Annotated in this window: 16 protein-coding genes; 11 read left to right on the top strand and 5 right to left on the bottom strand. The window is 74.2% G+C overall.

The features are described from left to right. Positions 1–8: 8 nt before the first annotated feature. A complete protein-coding gene (locus ACZ501_RS16990; RefSeq protein ID WP_468796205.1) occupies positions 9–1,640 on the bottom strand; it encodes an FAD-dependent oxidoreductase in 1,632 nt (543 codons plus the stop codon). Positions 1,641–1,931: 291 nt separating this feature from the next. Here ACZ501_RS16990 and ACZ501_RS16985 point away from each other — a divergent pair, with 291 nt between their 5' ends. The 10 genes from ACZ501_RS16985 (at position 1,932) to ACZ501_RS16940 (ending at position 11,098) form a co-directional block, all read left to right on the top strand. After that, on the top strand, positions 1,932–3,029 hold the full coding sequence (locus ACZ501_RS16985; RefSeq protein ID WP_361610093.1) for a SchA/CurD-like domain-containing protein: 1,098 nt from the start codon (positions 1,932–1,934) through the stop codon (positions 3,027–3,029). A 109-nt stretch (positions 3,030–3,138) separates the two neighbouring features. Next, positions 3,139–3,585 (top strand): cupin domain-containing protein, encoded by a 447-nt coding sequence (locus ACZ501_RS16980; RefSeq protein ID WP_361610092.1) that lies wholly within the window; start codon positions 3,139–3,141, stop codon positions 3,583–3,585. Next, the gene (locus ACZ501_RS16975) at positions 3,582–4,853 is read left to right on the top strand and encodes a beta-ketoacyl-[acyl-carrier-protein] synthase family protein (RefSeq protein ID WP_362462158.1); all 1,272 of its coding nucleotides are present in this window, start codon (positions 3,582–3,584) and stop codon (positions 4,851–4,853) included. Before ACZ501_RS16980 ends, ACZ501_RS16975 begins: the two co-directional genes overlap by 4 nt. Beyond that, positions 4,850–6,103, top strand: a complete 1,254-nt coding sequence (locus ACZ501_RS16970; protein WP_468796203.1) for a beta-ketoacyl synthase N-terminal-like domain-containing protein — start codon at positions 4,850–4,852, stop codon at positions 6,101–6,103. The genes ACZ501_RS16975 and ACZ501_RS16970 overlap by 4 nt, the downstream gene beginning before the upstream one ends. Before the next feature lie 77 nt (positions 6,104–6,180). Further along, positions 6,181–6,435, top strand: coding sequence for an acyl carrier protein (locus tag ACZ501_RS16965; protein WP_361610088.1), 255 nt, complete (start codon positions 6,181–6,183; stop codon positions 6,433–6,435). A gap of 1 nt (position 6,436) precedes the next feature. Next, entirely contained in the window at positions 6,437–6,916 is a 480-nt protein-coding gene (locus ACZ501_RS16960) for an SRPBCC family protein (protein WP_361610087.1), read from the top strand. A gap of 36 nt (positions 6,917–6,952) precedes the next feature. Further along, positions 6,953–7,285 carry a TcmI family type II polyketide cyclase gene (locus ACZ501_RS16955; protein WP_361610086.1) on the top strand — a complete coding sequence of 111 codons (333 nt, stop codon included), beginning with the start codon at positions 6,953–6,955 and terminating at the stop codon, positions 7,283–7,285. 383 nt (positions 7,286–7,668) lie between these two features. Continuing rightward, positions 7,669–9,735 (top strand): RICIN domain-containing protein, encoded by a 2,067-nt coding sequence (locus tag ACZ501_RS16950; protein WP_468796201.1) that lies wholly within the window; start codon positions 7,669–7,671, stop codon positions 9,733–9,735. 120 nt (positions 9,736–9,855) lie between these two features. After that, the gene (locus ACZ501_RS16945; RefSeq protein WP_468796199.1) at positions 9,856–10,485 is read left to right on the top strand and encodes a hypothetical protein; all 630 of its coding nucleotides are present in this window, start codon (positions 9,856–9,858) and stop codon (positions 10,483–10,485) included. Positions 10,486–10,582: 97 nt separating this feature from the next. Next, the gene (locus tag ACZ501_RS16940) at positions 10,583–11,098 is read left to right on the top strand and encodes a mycothiol transferase (protein ID WP_361610315.1); all 516 of its coding nucleotides are present in this window, start codon (positions 10,583–10,585) and stop codon (positions 11,096–11,098) included. 19 nt (positions 11,099–11,117) lie between these two features. Here the strand turns inward: ACZ501_RS16940 and ACZ501_RS16935 are convergent, their stop codons facing one another. The 3 genes from ACZ501_RS16935 to ACZ501_RS16925 are packed head-to-tail and all read right to left on the bottom strand — an operon-like array spanning position 11,118 to position 13,836. Continuing rightward, positions 11,118–11,933: a DUF4097 family beta strand repeat-containing protein gene (locus tag ACZ501_RS16935; protein ID WP_361610313.1), complete on the bottom strand. Its 816-nt coding sequence runs from the start codon at positions 11,931–11,933 to the stop codon at positions 11,118–11,120. Beyond that, the gene (locus ACZ501_RS16930; protein ID WP_361610311.1) at positions 11,930–12,583 is read right to left on the bottom strand and encodes a response regulator transcription factor; all 654 of its coding nucleotides are present in this window, start codon (positions 12,581–12,583) and stop codon (positions 11,930–11,932) included. Before ACZ501_RS16930 ends, ACZ501_RS16935 begins: the two co-directional genes overlap by 4 nt. Next, on the bottom strand, positions 12,571–13,836 hold the full coding sequence (locus tag ACZ501_RS16925; protein ID WP_468796197.1) for a sensor histidine kinase: 1,266 nt from the start codon (positions 13,834–13,836) through the stop codon (positions 12,571–12,573). Before ACZ501_RS16925 ends, ACZ501_RS16930 begins: the two co-directional genes overlap by 13 nt. Before the next feature lie 176 nt (positions 13,837–14,012). Between ACZ501_RS16925 and ACZ501_RS16920 the strand changes: the two genes are divergently transcribed. Beyond that, positions 14,013–14,432: a hypothetical protein gene (locus ACZ501_RS16920; RefSeq protein ID WP_361610308.1), complete on the top strand. Its 420-nt coding sequence runs from the start codon at positions 14,013–14,015 to the stop codon at positions 14,430–14,432. Between the two features lie 12 nt (positions 14,433–14,444). On the opposite strand, the gene ACZ501_RS16915 is transcribed toward ACZ501_RS16920, so the two are convergent. Beyond that, a complete protein-coding gene (locus ACZ501_RS16915) occupies positions 14,445–14,855 on the bottom strand; it encodes an organic hydroperoxide resistance protein (protein WP_007262362.1) in 411 nt (136 codons plus the stop codon). Positions 14,856–14,885: the final 30 nt, after the last annotated feature.

Raw genomic sequence — 14,885 nt, 5'->3', positions numbered from 1 at the left:
AACCGCCCTCAGACGCGGCGCAGCAGCCGCTTGAGGGCGTCCGTCAGCTCGCCCCGCGGATCGGCCGGGAGGCCCTCCGCGCGCCACGCCACGAATCCGTCCGGGCGTACGAGGACGGCGCCGTCGGCGGGCAGCTCGTGCAGCTCCGCCCAGTCGGCGCCGTCCGGCTGGACCAGGTCGGCGTCCGGTGCGGAGCCGACGGTGTAGGCGTCCAGGAGCGCGCCCGTCTCCCGCGCGGCCTGCCGGGCCGCCTCCCGCCAGGGCGTGCCCGGGGCGCTCAGCAGCACGAACGAACGCTCGTACAGGTCCAGCGTGGAGATCCGCTCGCCGGCCCGGGTGAGCCACATGTGCGGCGCCCGGGTACCGACGTCGCCCCTGAGGCGCATGTCCTCCGGGATGACGGGCCGGGACGGGTCGCCGCCGAGGACGGCGCCGCGCGGGTAGCAGTAGCCCATGGCCGTGGTGAGGACCCCGCTGCCGGGACCGCCGCCCATGGTGGGCGGCGGCACGTAGCCGGGGTGGCTGTGCTCGGCCGAACGGGCGGAGGCGCGCTCGCTGGTGGCGCGGGCGACGGGGAGGCGCTCCTCCTCGTAGCTGTCCAGCAGGCGGGGGCCGGCGGAGCCGTTCAGCACCGCGGCGATCTTCCAGGCGAGGTTGTGCGCGTCCTGGATACCGGTGTTGGAGCCGAACGCCCCGGTCGGGGACATCTCGTGGGCCGCGTCGCCCACCACGAAGACCCGGCCGACCGCGTACTGCTCGGCGACCCGTTCCGCGGCGTGCCAGGGGGCCTTGCCGCCGATCTCCACGTCGAGGTCGGGCACGCCGATGGCCTCGCGGATCTGCGCGGTGCAGCGTTCCTCGGTGAAGTCCTCCAGCGTCTCGCCCGTCTCCGGGTGCCAGGGGGCGTGGAAGACCCACTGGGTCTCGTTGTCGACCGGCAGCAGCGCCCCGTCCGCGCCCGGCCGCATCAGGTAGCAGACGATGAAGCGCAGGTCGCCCAGGGCCTCGGCGAGGCGCTCGGAGCGGAAGACGATGCTCACGTTGTGGAACAGCTCGCCGTTGCCCGTCTGGCGGATGCCCAGCGCCTCGCGGACGGGGCTGCGCGGGCCGTCCGCGGCGATGAGGAAGTCGGCGCGGACGGTGAGGTGCTCCCCGGTCTCACGGTCCTTCACCAGGGCGGTCACGCCCGTGGCGTCCTGGTCGAAACTCATCAGTTCGGTGGAGAACCTCACGTCGGCGCCCTGGGCGCGGCTCTGTGCCGCCAGCACCGGCTCGATGTTGTTCTGGCTGCACAGGCACCAGCCGGTGGGGCTGAAGCGGGCGAGCGCCCCGGTGGGGTCGACCGCCTTGATGAGCCACTTGTGCTCGCCGCCGATGAGGGCCTGCGTCTGCAGGATGCCCTGGTTGGCCTCCAGGGCGGAGGCCTCCTTGCGGATGGCGGGTTCGACGCCCGCCGTCCGGAACAGTTCCATCGTCCGGGCGTTGATGCCCCGTCCGCGCGGGTGGACGGAGGTCCCGGCGTGCTTCTCGACCACCATGTGCCCGATGCCGTGGCGGCTCAGGAACAGCGAGGTGGAGAGGCCTACGAGGGAACCGCCCACGACGAGGACCGGTACGCGGACATCGGCATGTTCTTCCATCGGCTGCGGGCTCCTGTTTCGTATGGGGGGCAGTGGACGCCTTATGCCCCCGATCAGCGTTCCTGCCTTGGCGAGTCGCGTCTTGTCACCCGCTTGATCCGGAGATGTAGCGATCCGTACCCGGCCGGATGACGATGAGCGACAGCGGCGGCCCCACTTGGGCCACAGCGTCCGCCGTTCCCGGACCGCGCAGGCCCGCGGGGCCCGCAGGGCCCGAGCCCCCGGCAGTCGCCGCCGACGACGCATCGCATCGCGCGCGCCGGTCCCAGGCCCTCACGAAGGAGTGAGCAGATGACAACCACCCTGTCCGAACGGGTGTCGCAGTCCGCGTTCGACGGCTCCATGCTGCGGGTCGTCCTGCTGATGGACCTCCACGAGGGCGCCCAGCAGCGGTTCTTCGACGCCTACGAGCAGCTGCGGCACGACATCGCCTCGGTCCCCGGGCACCTGGGCGACCAGCTCTGCCAGTCCTTCGCGAACCCCTCACAGTGGCTGATCACCAGCGAGTGGGAGAGCGCGCCGCAGTACCTCGCGTGGGTGAACAGCGAGGAGCACGCCGAGCAGGTCCGGCCGCTGGGCGCCTGCGCCCGGTCGATGCGGCCGCTGACCTTCACCGTGCTGCGGGAGACCGGAAAGCGGTACGAGGCCCCCCAGCGGGCGTCGCGCGGCCGGCTCCAGGGCGCGCCCCGGCTCGGGGAGGGCGTCGTGCGGCACGCGCTGACGTTCACGGTCAAGCCGGGCAGCGAGGCCGAGGTCGCCCGGATCCTGTCCTCGTACGCCTCCCCGGCGGCCCGCGTCGACGACCACACCCGGCTCTGCCGCACCTCCCTGTTCATGCACGGCAACCGGGTGGTCCGGGCCGTGGAGGTCCAGGGCGACCTGACGGCGGCGCTGCGGCACGTGTCGGAGCAGCCCGAGGTGCGGGCCGTCGAAGAGGCCATCAACCCGTACCTGGAGCAGGACCGGGACCTGTCCGACCCGGAGTCGGCGCGGATGTTCTTCATGCGGGCGGCCCTGCCTGCGGTCCACCACGTCGCCGCGCACGGGCCGCAGCCCGACGAGGTGACGCGGCACGCGCTGTACTACCCGGCGAAGGCGGGCTGCGGGCCGCTCGTCGCCCGCTTCCTGGCCCGCCAGGACGAGGCGGCCGCGAAGGTCCCCACGTCCCCGGTGCTGAGCAGCAGCATCTTCCAGCGGGACGACGTCGTGGTCCGCCTCCTCGACGTCAAGGGCCCGGCCGACGCCCGGTTCGCGGCGGGCTTCGGCATCGAGGGTCCCCGCAGGGCCGCGGTGCTGCGCCGCCTGCTGGCCGGGGCGCCCGGCTCGGCGCCGGACGCACCCCACCCCATGGACCTGATCACCGACCGCCGGGCTCCGGCGCAGGCCTGATCCGGACGGGCCGCGGGCACCGCCCGGATCCGGCCCCCCGCCCCACCCCCGTCCCCACCCGGCAGCCCACGCGCACGACCAGGCTGCGATCCGCCAGGAGGAAGTCAGCATGACCAGACATCAGCCGCGCATCGTCGACCTCAGCGAGACCCAGCCCAACCGCAGGCGCGGAGGGGATCTGCGCGCCGTGCTCACCCCGACCTCGGTGGGCTCGACCAGCGGCTTCATGGGCCTGGCGGTGATGGCTCCCGGGGAGTCGATCGCCGAGCACTACCACCCGTACTCCGAGGAGTTCGTGTACGTGGTCGCCGGCACGCTGGAGGTGGACCTCGACGGCGAGACCCACCCGCTGCGCACCGACCAGGGACTGCTGGTCCCGCTGAACGTACGCCACCGGTTCCGCAACACCGGCGGCACCGAGGCCCGGATGGTCTTCCACCTCGGCCCGCTCGCCCCCCGCCCGGAGCTGGGGCACGTGGACACCGAGGAGGCGCCGAACCCGGACGCCTCGGCCTGGGCGGAGCGTCCCCCGGAGCGCTCCGGGGTGGTCTCGTGACGCGCCGGCGGGTGGCGGTCACCGGGGTCGGCGTCGTCGCCCCCGGCGGCATCGGGACCTCCGCCTTCTGGGACCTGCTGTCCAACGGGCGTACGGCGACGCGGGGCATCACCCTGTTCGACCCGTCCGGGTTCCGCTCCCGGATAGCCGCCGAGGTCGACTTCGACCCGCGTGAGCACGGCCTCACCGGCGACGAGGCGGCCCGGGCGGACCGCTACATCCAGTTCGCCCTGGTCGCCGCCCGGGAGGCGATGGCCGACGCCGGGCTGGAGCTGGACGGGGAGAGCGCCTGGCGTACGGGCGTCTCCCTGGGCACGGCGGTCGGCGGTACCACCCGGCTGGAGCACGACTACGTCGCGGTCAGCCAGCAGGGGGCGTGGTGGGACGTGGACCACCGCCTCTCCTCCCCCTTCCTGCACCGCGCGTTCACCCCCGCCACCCTCGCCTCGGCGGTGGCGGAGCAAGCGGGGGCGCGCGGCCCCGTGCAGACGGTCTCCACCGGCTGCACGTCGGGGCTCGACGCCGTCGGGTACGCCGTGCACTCCATCCAGGAGGGCCGGATGGACGTGTGCGTCGCCGGCGCGTCGGACTCCCCCGTCTCCCCCATCACCGTGGCCTGCTTCGACGCCATCAAGGCGACCTCGGCGAACAACGACGACCCGGCGCACGCCTCGCGGCCCTTCGACGCCGACCGGGACGGTTTCGTCCTCGGCGAGGGCGGCGCCGTCCTGGTGCTGGAGGAGCTGGAGCACGCCCGGGCCCGCGGGGCCCGCGTCTACTGCGAGATAGGCGGCTACGCCACCTTCGGCAACGCCCACCACATGACCGGGCTGACGACCGAGGGCCTGGAGATGGCGCGGGCGATCGAGACGGCCCTGGCGCAGGCCAGGATCGACGCGCGGGACGTCGACTACGTCAACGCGCACGGCTCCGGCACCAAGCAGAACGACCGCCACGAGACGGCGGCCGTCAAGCGGGTCCTCGGCGACCACGCCTACAAGACGCCGATGACCTCCATCAAGTCGATGGTGGGGCACTCCCTCGGCGCCATCGGGGCGATCGAACTCGCGGCCTGCGTGCTGGCCATGAAGCACCACGTGGTGCCGCCGACCGCGAACTACGAGACCCCCGACCCGGAATGCGACCTGGACTACGTGCCGCGGACCGCCCGCAGCCACACGCTGCGCAGCGTGCTGTCCGTCGGCAGCGGCTTCGGCGGCTTCCAGTCGGCGGTGGTCATGACCCAGCCCAAGGAGGTACGCGCGTGAACAGCCGTACTGCCGGCACGTCGGTGGCCGTCACGGGCATCGGGGTCGTCGCGCCCAACGGGATCGGCGCGGCCGCCTTCTGGAAGGCGACCCAGGCGGGTGACAGCGTCCTGGACCGGGTGACCCGCCAGGGGTGCGAGCACCTTCCGGTGCGGGTCGCCGGTGAGGTGCGGGGCTTTGACCCCGGGGCGCTGGTCGAGGAGCGGTTCCTCGTCCAGACCGACCGCTTCAGCCACTACGCGCTGGCGGCGGCCGACCTGGCGCTGGAGCACGCCCGGCTGGGCAGGGCGGACTACGAGGACGATCCGTACGCGGTGGGCGTCGTCACGGCGGCCGGCTCGGGCGGCGGCGAGTTCGGGCAGCGCGAGCTGCAGCGGCTGTGGGGGCAGGGCCCCCGCTACGTCGGGCCGTACCAGTCGATCGCCTGGTTCTACGCGGCGAGCACCGGCCAGATCTCCATCCGGCGCGGGTTCAAGGGCCCCTGCGGGGTGGTGGCGAGCGACGAGGCGGGCGGGCTGGACGCCTTCGCGCACGCCGCCCGCGGGATCCGCCAGGGCAGCCGGGCGATGCTCGTCGGCGCGACGGAGGCGCCGCTCGCGCCGTACTCGGTGGTGTGCCAGCTCGGGTACGAGGGGCTCAGCACCGCCGAGGACCCGGAGCGCGCCTACCGGCCCTTCACCGCGAAGGCCTGCGGGTTCGTCCCGGCGGAGGGCGGCGCGATGTTCACCGTCGAGGACGCCGCGGCGGCCGAGCGGCGCGGCGCGCCGGTGCGGGCCCTGGTGGCCGGGCACGCGGCCACCTTCACCGGGCCCGGGCGGCCCGAGGAGTCCGCGGAGGGCCTGGCCCATGCCATCCGCGGGGCGCTGCGGGAGGCCGGCCTGGCTCCGGAGGAGGTGGACGTGGTCTTCGCCGACGCCCTGGGCACGCCCGAGGCGGACGCGGCGGAGGCGCGGGCGATCCGGGAGGCGCTGGGCGGGTACGGGGCGAAGGTGCCCGTCACCGCGCCCAAGACCGGTACCGGGCGGGCGTACTGCGCGGCCGGCACCCTCGACGCGGCCGCCGCGGTCCTGGCCCTGGAGCACGGGGTCGTGCCCCCCACCCCGAACGTCTTCGACGTCTGCCACGACCTCGACGTGGTCACCGGCAGCGCCCGTGTCGCCCCCCTGCGGACCGCGCTCGTCCTGAGCCGGGGCCGGATGGGGTCGAACGCGGCACTCGTCCTCCGCAAGGGGCCCGGATCCGCGGTGTAGGGACCGGTATCCCGTTCGTCAGGGCCGGGTGCGGGCAAGGGGCCCGGTCCCGGGAAGCTGGAAAGAGAGAAGGCACCATGTCCGACCGACTGACCCTGGAAGAGCTGGCGACGCTCATGAAGTCCGCCGGCATCACCGTCGACCCGGCGGAGCTGGCGAGCCGCCCGGACTCCCGCTTCGACGACTACGGCCTGGACTCGCTGGGCCTGCTCGGCATCGTCGGTGAGCTGGAGAACCGGCGGGGCCGCGCGCTGCCCGCGGACGCCGACCGCTGCAAGAGCCCCCGCGAGTTCGTCGACCTCGTCAACAACAGCCTCATGACCGGAGCCTGACATGCCTGGACACACCGACAACGAGATCGTGGTCAAAGCCCCCGTCGACGTCGTGTGGGACGTGACGAACGACCTGCCCAACTGGCCGAAGCTGTTCAGCGAGTACGCGTCGGTCGAGATCCTGGAGAAGGCCGGGAACACCACCCGGTTCCGCCTCGCCATGCACCCGGACGAGAACGGGGTGGTGTGGAGCTGGGTCTCGGAGCGGACGGTGGACCGGGAGGGCCTGACGGTGAGGGCGCGCCGGGTGGAGACCGGCCCGTTCGCGCACATGGACATCCACTGGGAGTACGGCGAGGTGCCCGGAGGCACCCGCATGCGGTGGGTGCAGGACTTCGCCATGAAGCCGGACGCGCCGATCGACGACGCGGGCATGACGGACCGCATCAACCTCAACTCCCGGATCCAGATGGAACTCATCCGGGACAAGATCGAGCAGCGGGAGCGGAGCGGCCGCAAGGCCGTCGCCGGCCGCCGCTGAGGCACCGCCCCCTCCCGAGTCGAAAGGCACCCCCCGATGCACCAAGCCCTCATCGTGGCCCGTATGGCACCCGGTTCGGCGCCCGACATCGCCGGCCTGTTCGCCGCCTCGGACGCGGGTGAACTGCCCCGCCTGGTCGGGGTCAGGCGCCGCAGCCTCTTCCAGTTCGGGGAGGTGTACATGCACCTGATCGAGTCCGACACGGATCCGGCTCCGGCCATCGCCAAGGTCACCGGGCACCCGGAGTTCGTGGACCTGAGCGAGCGGCTCTCGGCCTTCGTCAGCCCGCACGACCCGCAGACCTGGCGGGGCCCGAAGGACGCGATGGCCCAGCGGTTCTACGTCTGGGAGCGGGACGCCGTCCGGTAGTCCGTAGGGGTGCCCATGCCGGCGCGGCGCCTTCCGGGCGGCCTGGGCACCCACGGGCGGGGGCTGCGCACGCCTCCCGCTTCACGGCTCGTGACGGGGAGAATTCGGCAGGTAGTTTTTGAATGAATACCTGACTGAATTCCCGTCAACAAGGTTCCGCCTCATATCTCGATTTGATAACGAGATAGCGGAAAAGGCCTGGACCTTTCCTGCGCGACGCGCGTAACTCCCCCTTTTACAAACCAAGTTGACGGTTCATCAAATCACGCAACAAGGTAACGGATAGATTTCTCGGGCCGGGCTCCCGTTTGTCCGAATTCTCCGAGCCGCTCATCTGGCAAGCTTCCGCGCACCCACTCTCCTGACCAGGACTTGAGGTGCGCATGACAGCACGATCCACCGGCCGGCGCCGCAAGCCCGGCCACCGGCGCAAACCCCGGAAGCTGATACTCCTGACCGCCGCCATGGCTTCGGCGGCGGTCCTCGCGGCAGGCATCGCCTACTCAGGCCTCGGCGGCGACGCCGAGGCGACCACGCCCGCACTGGCCGCGGCACCCTCCGCCCCCGCCGAACCGGCCGCCGCACCGGCCCGGGACGCGGAACCGGCCCCCCTCGCCAAGGCGCCCGCCAACGAAGGCTCGCGCGGCATGGTGTACGACGGCCTCGAGACGGCGCCCCAGGGCGACCGCTGCGTCGGCGTCTACCGCACGAAGGCGGGCCTGTGCACGCACGGCCCCGACGCTCCCCCCGGGGGCGTCGACATCAAGCGGGACGTGGAGCCCGTGGTCCGCACCAAGGCCCCCGCGGCCGATCCCGCCTCCCCCGCCGACGCCGACCCGGCCGCCACGGAAGGCGGCGGGCGTCCTCAGGACGCGCCCGCCGCCGACGCCCGCAGCGCCGCGAGCGCGAAGGCCCCGGCCCCGCCGGCGTCCGGCAGCCAGGCGGTCGCCGCCGGGCCGGCCGGGCAGACCGTCCAGTGCGACGGCGACGGCAGCACCGGCAACCGCGTCCAGGTCGTGTACGTGCACGGCCCCGGCCGCGACCGGTACGCCGAGTACGTGGCCTCGTTCCGCAAGTGGGCGGCCGACGCCGACCTGATCTACGCGGCCAGCGCCAAGGAGACCGGCGGCGTCCGGCACATCCGCTACGTGACGGCCGCCGACTGCACCCCCTCGGTGCTCAACATCGAGCTGCCCGACTCCGCGCTGTCGGAGTTCAGCGCCACCAACAACGCACTCGCCGGCAAGGGCCTCGACCGCCGCGACCGCAAGTACATGATCTTCGCGGACACCCAGGTCTACTGCGGCATCGGCACCTTCAACGGCGACGAGCGGCCCGGCCAGAACAACCTGAGCAACTTCGGCCCCTCCTACGGGCGTACGGACTCGGGCTGCTGGGGCGGCCACACCGCCGCGCACGAACTCGGCCACAACCTGGGCGCGGTCAACAACAGCGCGCCCAACACCAGCCGGGGCGCGCACTGCACCGACGAGTGGGACGTCATGTGCTACTCGGACACCCCGTACTACCCGCAGATGCGCACCATCTGCACCAACAAGGCCGCCGAGAACATCCTGGACTGCAACCACGACGACTACTTCCACACCAGTCCGAAGGCCGGCAGCTACCTGGCCACCCACTGGAACATCGCCGACAACCAGTTCCTGATGCGCGGCGAGGGCGGTGGCGGCGGCACCACCCCGAACCCGAACCCGTCCCCGACGGCCAAGCCGACCCCGTCGCCCACCACGAAGCCCACCGGGGCCCCCGCGGTGACGGCCGGCCAGATCCAGTCGGACTCGGTGGTGCTGAGCTGGCCCAAGGCCGAGGGCGCCGCCTGGTACCAGGTCCTGCTGAACGGCAAGCACCTGACCTGGGTCCAGTCCACCTCCCTGCGCGTGTACAACCTCAAGCCCGGCACCGCGTACACGGCCGCCGTGTCGGTCCGCGACGGCTCCGGCCGTGACAGCGGTCCCGGCAAGGCCGCCTCGTTCCGTACGACCGGCACGGGCGACGGCGCCACCACCCCGGGCACCCGCTACGTGCTCGGCAACGGCAGCAGCGGCATGGCCGCCGAGCTGTGGGGCGGGCGCACCGCCGACGGCACCGTCCTCGTCGCGAACCGGACCAACGGCTACGCGCAGCAGCAGTGGTACTTCGACGACGCGGGCAACGGGACGGTGCGGATCAAGTCCGCGGCGTCCGGCAAGTGCCTCCAGCCCGGCGGCGCTCCCGCCGCGAACATGTGGATCGCACAGCAGCCCTGCGGGAACTCCGCCGCCCAGCAGTGGCGGGTGAACGCCCGCGACGGCGCGGTGACCATCACCGACGCGAGCGGCGGCTTCGCCCTCACGGTCAGCAACCGGCCCTACTACGGGACCTGGCTGCTCGACCTCCAGCGCGCGGACGGCCGTCCCGCGCAGGTCTGGACGGCCCGCAAGGCCGGCTGACCGCACCGAACCGGCGGGCGGCCGTACTCCCCTACGGCCGCCCGCCCTCCGCTCTCCCGCGACCGCCGCCGCCCGCGACCGCTTCCCCTCCCCGACTCCCCTCACTGGAGCACCGTGCCGATGCGCCGACCCCTTCCCCGCCTCGCCGCCCTGGCCCTCGCCGTACTCGCCCTGCCCCTGCTGTGCCTCGCCCAGGCCGTCGGCCTGGCCGTCCCCGCCCGCGCCCACGGCGACACGCTCAAGGTGGTCGTCACCGGCCAGCGCGACGGCCGGGTCACCGCCGACGTCACCTGGGAGAACGACGGGGACGCCGTCGAGGAGGCCGTGGCCGCCACCGTCAACGCCGTCACCGCCGACGGGGCCCGTACGGCGGGCCCCTGGCGGCTGGTGCGCGACCCCGGCAAGCCGGCGGGGTGGATCACCGCCGAGGCGCTGCCGCCCGGCGCGTGGACGGTGACCGTCGACGCGGGCTTCCCCTCGCTCGGGCACGCCCGGCAGGAGATCTCCGTACCGGTGGTGGACCCGGCCCCTTCGGCCCCGTCGGCTCCGGCCACCGCCTCGGCGCCCGCGCCCGCCACCTCACCCGCCGCTGCCCCTTCCGCGCCTTCCGCCCCGTCCGCGCCTGCCGCCGCGCCCGCGCCGTCCGGCGACTCCGGTGGCGCGGGCGGCTGGTGGACCACCGCCGGAGTGGCGGGGATCGCCCTGGCCGGCGCGCTCGCGGGGGTGTTCCTGCGCCGCTCCCGACGCTGACGGAGTGTCGCCCGCCGCACCGGGCGGCGGGCGAGCATGGTGGTCCCGCGAAGGGCGCGACGGCGTAGACGACGAGAGACACGGCTGGGGACTGCTCATGAAGGCCACGGACGTACTGGCGGACGGCTTCGGACGCATCCGGGAGGTGGTCCACGAGACGGTCTCGGACCTCACGGCCGAGGAGCTCAACGCCCGGCTCGACCCGGCGGCGAACTCGATCGCCTGGCTGGTCTGGCACCTGACCCGGGTCCAGGACGACCACGTCGCGGACGCCGCGGGGCTGGAACAGGTGTGGCGGGCCGGGGGCTGGGCCGACCGCTTCGGCCTGCCGCTGCCCGCCGACGGAATCGGCTACGGGCACACCGCCGCGCAGGCCGGCAAGGTCCGCGTGGACGCGCCGGAGCTGCTGCTGGGCTACTACGACGCGGTGCACGAACAGAGCCTGCGCTACGTGCGCGGCCTGGCCGCCGCCGACCTGGAGCGGATCGTCGACGAACGCTGGGACCCGCCGGTCAGTCTGGGGGTGCGGCTCGTCAGCGTCCTCACGGACGACCTCCAGCACGCGGGCCAGGCGGCCTACGTCCGGGGGGTCCTCCGGCGGAGGTCCGCGTAGCCGGGCCCCGGCGACCGGCTCAGGCCCCGGCGGGCCGGTAGGCCGCGCCCGCCCGGCCGGAGTCGGCGGCGATGTCCAGCGTGCGGGCCGCGGAGGGGTCGTCGAGGGCGTCCTCCACCTCGCAATGCCCCGGGCCCGCCCGCTGGGTGACGCGGTACCGGGTGCCCGGGGGCAGGGCCAGGTCCAGCCGGCCGGCCCCGGCGCGCGCGGTGACGTGTTCCGGCGGGGCCGCGAACCGGGCGTCGGCCCGGCCGGACCCGGCGCGGATGTCGGCCTGGGGGACGGTGAGGCCGGTGGCCCGCAGGGTGCCGGATCCGACCCTCGCCCGCAGGGGGCCGCGCAGATCGGCCAGGGCCAGCGTGCCCGACCCCGTCTCGGCGTCGACGGTCCCGGCCAGGCCGCTGACGCTGATCCGGCCCGAGCCGCCGGAGACCCGCACCGGGATGCCGGCGGGCACGGTCACCGCGAGCCGCACCGAGCAGCCGGGCCCGGCGCTGAGGGTGAGGGCGTCACGCGGACAGTGCGGGGTCAGCTTCAGGGTGTCGCCGAGCCAGCTCTCCTCGACGGCGGGCTCCTCGAACAGCCAGGCGAAGTCGGCCCGGTAGCCGACCTGCCGGTCCCCGCGCGGGGTGATGCTCACCTCCGACGCGCCCGCCACGACCTCCACGGCGGCCACCGCCCGGCCGCCGCTGCCGCCGTCGACCGTACGGCTGCGGAGCCCGGAGTCCGTACCCACCTGCCAGGCGGCCGCCACCAGCACGAGGACCGAGCTGAGGGCGGCGGCGGTGTACCAGGCGAGGCGCTGCCGGCGGCCGCCGGCGGCGGGGCGGGTCACGGTGTGCCGTCCAGGAAGCGCAGGACGGCGAGGACGCGGCGGTGGCCCTCGGCGGCCGGGGGCAGGTCGAGCTTGGCGAAGATGTTGTTGATGTGTTTGGCCACCGCGCTCTCGCTCACGACGAGTCCGGCCGCGATCGCGGCGTTGGAGCGGCCTTCGGCCATCAGGGCGAGGACGTCGCGCTCGCGCGGGGTGAGCCGCTCCAGCGGGTCGGGGCCGCCCCGGCGGAGCAGCAGCTGGGCGACGACCTGCGGGTCGAGGGCGGTGCCGCCGGCCGCGACGCGGCGCAGTGCGTCGATGAACTCCTCGACGTCGGCGACGCGCTGCTTGAGCAGGTAGCCGATGCCCGCGCCGTTCTGCGAGGCCAGCAGGTCGGCGGCGTAGCGCTCCTCCACGTACTGGGACAGCAGCAGCACGGCCGTTCCGGGGCTCTGGCTGCGGATCATCAGGGCGGCCCGGACGCCCTCGTCGGTGAAGCCGGGCGGCATCCGGACGTCCACGAGGGCGAGGTGCGGCCGGTGTTCCTCCACGGCGGCCAGCAGCCCTTCGGCGTCGCCGGTTTCGGCGGCCACCTCGAATCCGGCCATTTCGAGGACTTTGACAAGACCTATGCGCAGCAGGACGGAGTCCTCGGCGATCACAGCCCGCACGGCAGCTCCACGGTGACGACGGTAGGGCCCCCGAGGGGGCTGTTGAGGGAGATCGTTCCGTCGACCGACCCTACGCGCTTGCGCAGGCCGGTCAGTCCGGTGCCGGCGGCGGGGTCGGCGCCGCCGACGCCGTCGTCGGTGACGACGACGCGCAGCAGGTCGCCGGCGCCGCCCGCCACGCGGGTCACCCGGACCGAACAGCGCTGGGCGCGGGCGTGTTTGGCCACGTTGGCGAGTGCTTCGGAGACGACGAAGTAGGCGACGGCCTCGACGGTGGGGCCGGGGCGTTCGGCGAGGTCCACGGCGAGTTCGACGGGCAGCGGGGCGCGGGCGGCGATGCCGGAGAGCGCGGCGTCCAGGCCGCGGTCCTCCAGTACGGCCGGGTGCAGGCCCCGTACGAGGTTGCCGAGTTCCTCGATGGCCTCCTTCGCCTCGCGGTGGGCCTCGTCGATGACGGCCCTGGCCTCGGGGGGCAGGCCGGTGAGGGTGGCGCGGGCGATGCCGAGGTTCATGGCGAGGGAGACCAGGCGCTGCTGGGCGCCGTCGTGCAGGTCCCGTTCGATGCGGCGGCGCTCCAGGTCGGCGGCGTCGAGCACGCCGGCCCGGCTCTCGGCGAGGTCCTCGACGCGCCGCTCGAGTTCGCGGGCGCGGCTGGGGCCGAGGAGGGCGGCCGCCGCGGTGGCGTCGAGCCGGGCCAGGGCCGCCGCCAGCCAGGGCGCGGCGAGCAGGGCGAGCACCCCGCCGGCGGTGATCAGGTCGTACTGCTCGGTCCAGTCGGGGGCGGGCGGTCCGCCGTCGGTGGGGAGCAGCCAGTACCAGGCGTAGACGGAGGCCGAGGCGGCGCCCCCGGCCCAGGCGAGGACGAGGACGGCGGCTCCGGCTGCGGCGAGCGGGCTGACCAGGAGGTGGTAGCCGTACTGGCGCCAGGTCGACTCGGAGCGCATCCGCTCGGCGAGGCCGCGTGCGCTCGCCCAGCGGTGTTCGCGTACGACCGGCGGCACTTCGAGGTCCAGCAGCGACCGGAAGCGGCTGCGCTGGAGCAGCGTCAGCAGCGGGCGGAGCGCGAGGACCAGGAGGAGCGGCAGGGGGGTGTGGCCGGGGAGCGCCACCAGGAGCGCGATGCCGGTGACGAGGGGCAGGGCGGGCGGGATCGCGGCCGTGGTGAAGGCCGTGTTGCGCCAGGCCCACGCCGACCAGGGGGTGTGCGACGCGGTCCAGGTGTACATACGCCTCAGGGCGCCGCCAGCTGCCATGTCCGTACGGTAATCGTATGGATCAAGGTCGTACCACCACCCTGGCACCCCGGCGGGGGTGGAGCGGGCACCACCCCCGGGCGGGACGGTGGAGCTACTGATCTTTCCCCCGCGGGCCGACAGAGTGGTGGCGTGCCCGGCGGAGCGACCGCCGGACCGGAAGGAGACCCGCAGCCATGGCCCTCGCCGCCCCGCAGTTCCAGGTACGCAGCCGGCCCGCAGCGGCGCGCGGTCGCGCCCCGCGCCTCGCGACGGTGCTCACCGGGGCCGGGGTGGCGCTGCTGCCCTGGATGGTGGTGCTGGCGGGGACGCTGCCGCAGACGGCCGAGGTGCCCCACTGGTCCACCGCCTGGATCGGCTTCGACGCCCTGCTGGCGGCCGGGCTGACCGGGACGGGGCTGCTGCTGCGCAGGCAGGACCCCCGGGCCTCGCCGGTGGCGGCCGCGACGGCCGCGCTGCTGGCGGCCGACGCCTGGCTCGACGTCGTCACCTCGGCGGGTACGGCCGGGCAGGGCACGGCGGTGCTGCTGGCGCTCGCCGCGGAGCTGCCGCTGGCGGTGGCCTGCGCGGTGGTGGCCGCGCGGCGCACCGCCTGAGGCGGGCGGGCCCTACTCGATGACGAGCTCGACGGGGATGTTCCCGCGGGTGGCCTTGGAGTAGGGGCAGACCTCGTGGGCCTGCTTGACCAGCAGGGTGCCGGTCTCCCCCTCCAGGTGCGCGGGGAGCTCGACGCGCAGGGTGACGGCGAGGCCGAAGCCGCCGGCGTCCTGGCCGATGGAGGCCTCCGCGGTGACGGACACGTCACCGGTGTCGACCTTCGCCTGCCGGCCGACCAGGCCGAGGGCGCTGGCGAAGCAGGCGGCGTAGCCCGCCGCGAACAGCTGCTCGGGGTTGGTGCCCTGGCCGTTGCCGCCCAGCGCCGGCGGCATGGCGAGCGGGAGGTCGATCTGGCCGTCGGAGCTGACGGCGCGGCCCTCGCGGCCGTTGGCGGTGGCGACGGCGGTGTACAGCGCGTCCATCGGGAGGTCCTTTCAGAGGGGCGGGGCGGC

The sequence above is a fragment of the Streptomyces sp. NPDC034085 genome, assembly GCF_055575555.1.
The sequence above is the reverse complement of the archived record's forward strand: the minus strand, read 5'-3'. Positions and strand labels throughout refer to the sequence as shown.

What these genes read in the sequence shown, in the direction of transcription:
- ACZ501_RS16950 (WP_468796201.1), top strand. Translation starts at nt 7,669, where the DNA reads ATGACAGCACGATCCACCGGCCGGCGCCGCAAGCCCGGCCACCGGCGC.
- ACZ501_RS16985 (WP_361610093.1), top strand. Translation starts at nt 1,932, where the DNA reads ATGACAACCACCCTGTCCGAACGGGTGTCGCAGTCCGCGTTCGACGGC.
- ACZ501_RS16920 (WP_361610308.1), top strand. Translation starts at nt 14,013, where the DNA reads ATGGCCCTCGCCGCCCCGCAGTTCCAGGTACGCAGCCGGCCCGCAGCG.
- ACZ501_RS16980 (WP_361610092.1), top strand. Translation starts at nt 3,139, where the DNA reads ATGACCAGACATCAGCCGCGCATCGTCGACCTCAGCGAGACCCAGCCC.
- ACZ501_RS16965 (WP_361610088.1), top strand. Translation starts at nt 6,181, where the DNA reads ATGTCCGACCGACTGACCCTGGAAGAGCTGGCGACGCTCATGAAGTCC.
- ACZ501_RS16960 (WP_361610087.1), top strand. Translation starts at nt 6,437, where the DNA reads ATGCCTGGACACACCGACAACGAGATCGTGGTCAAAGCCCCCGTCGAC.
- ACZ501_RS16915 (WP_007262362.1), bottom strand. Translation starts at nt 14,855, where the DNA reads ATGGACGCGCTGTACACCGCCGTCGCCACCGCCAACGGCCGCGAGGGC.
- ACZ501_RS16940 (WP_361610315.1), top strand. Translation starts at nt 10,583, where the DNA reads ATGAAGGCCACGGACGTACTGGCGGACGGCTTCGGACGCATCCGGGAG.
- ACZ501_RS16955 (WP_361610086.1), top strand. Translation starts at nt 6,953, where the DNA reads ATGCACCAAGCCCTCATCGTGGCCCGTATGGCACCCGGTTCGGCGCCC.
- ACZ501_RS16945 (WP_468796199.1), top strand. Translation starts at nt 9,856, where the DNA reads ATGCGCCGACCCCTTCCCCGCCTCGCCGCCCTGGCCCTCGCCGTACTC.
- ACZ501_RS16990 (WP_468796205.1), bottom strand. Translation starts at nt 1,640, where the DNA reads ATGGAAGAACATGCCGATGTCCGCGTACCGGTCCTCGTCGTGGGCGGT.
- ACZ501_RS16925 (WP_468796197.1), bottom strand. Translation starts at nt 13,836, where the DNA reads ATGGCAGCTGGCGGCGCCCTGAGGCGTATGTACACCTGGACCGCGTCG.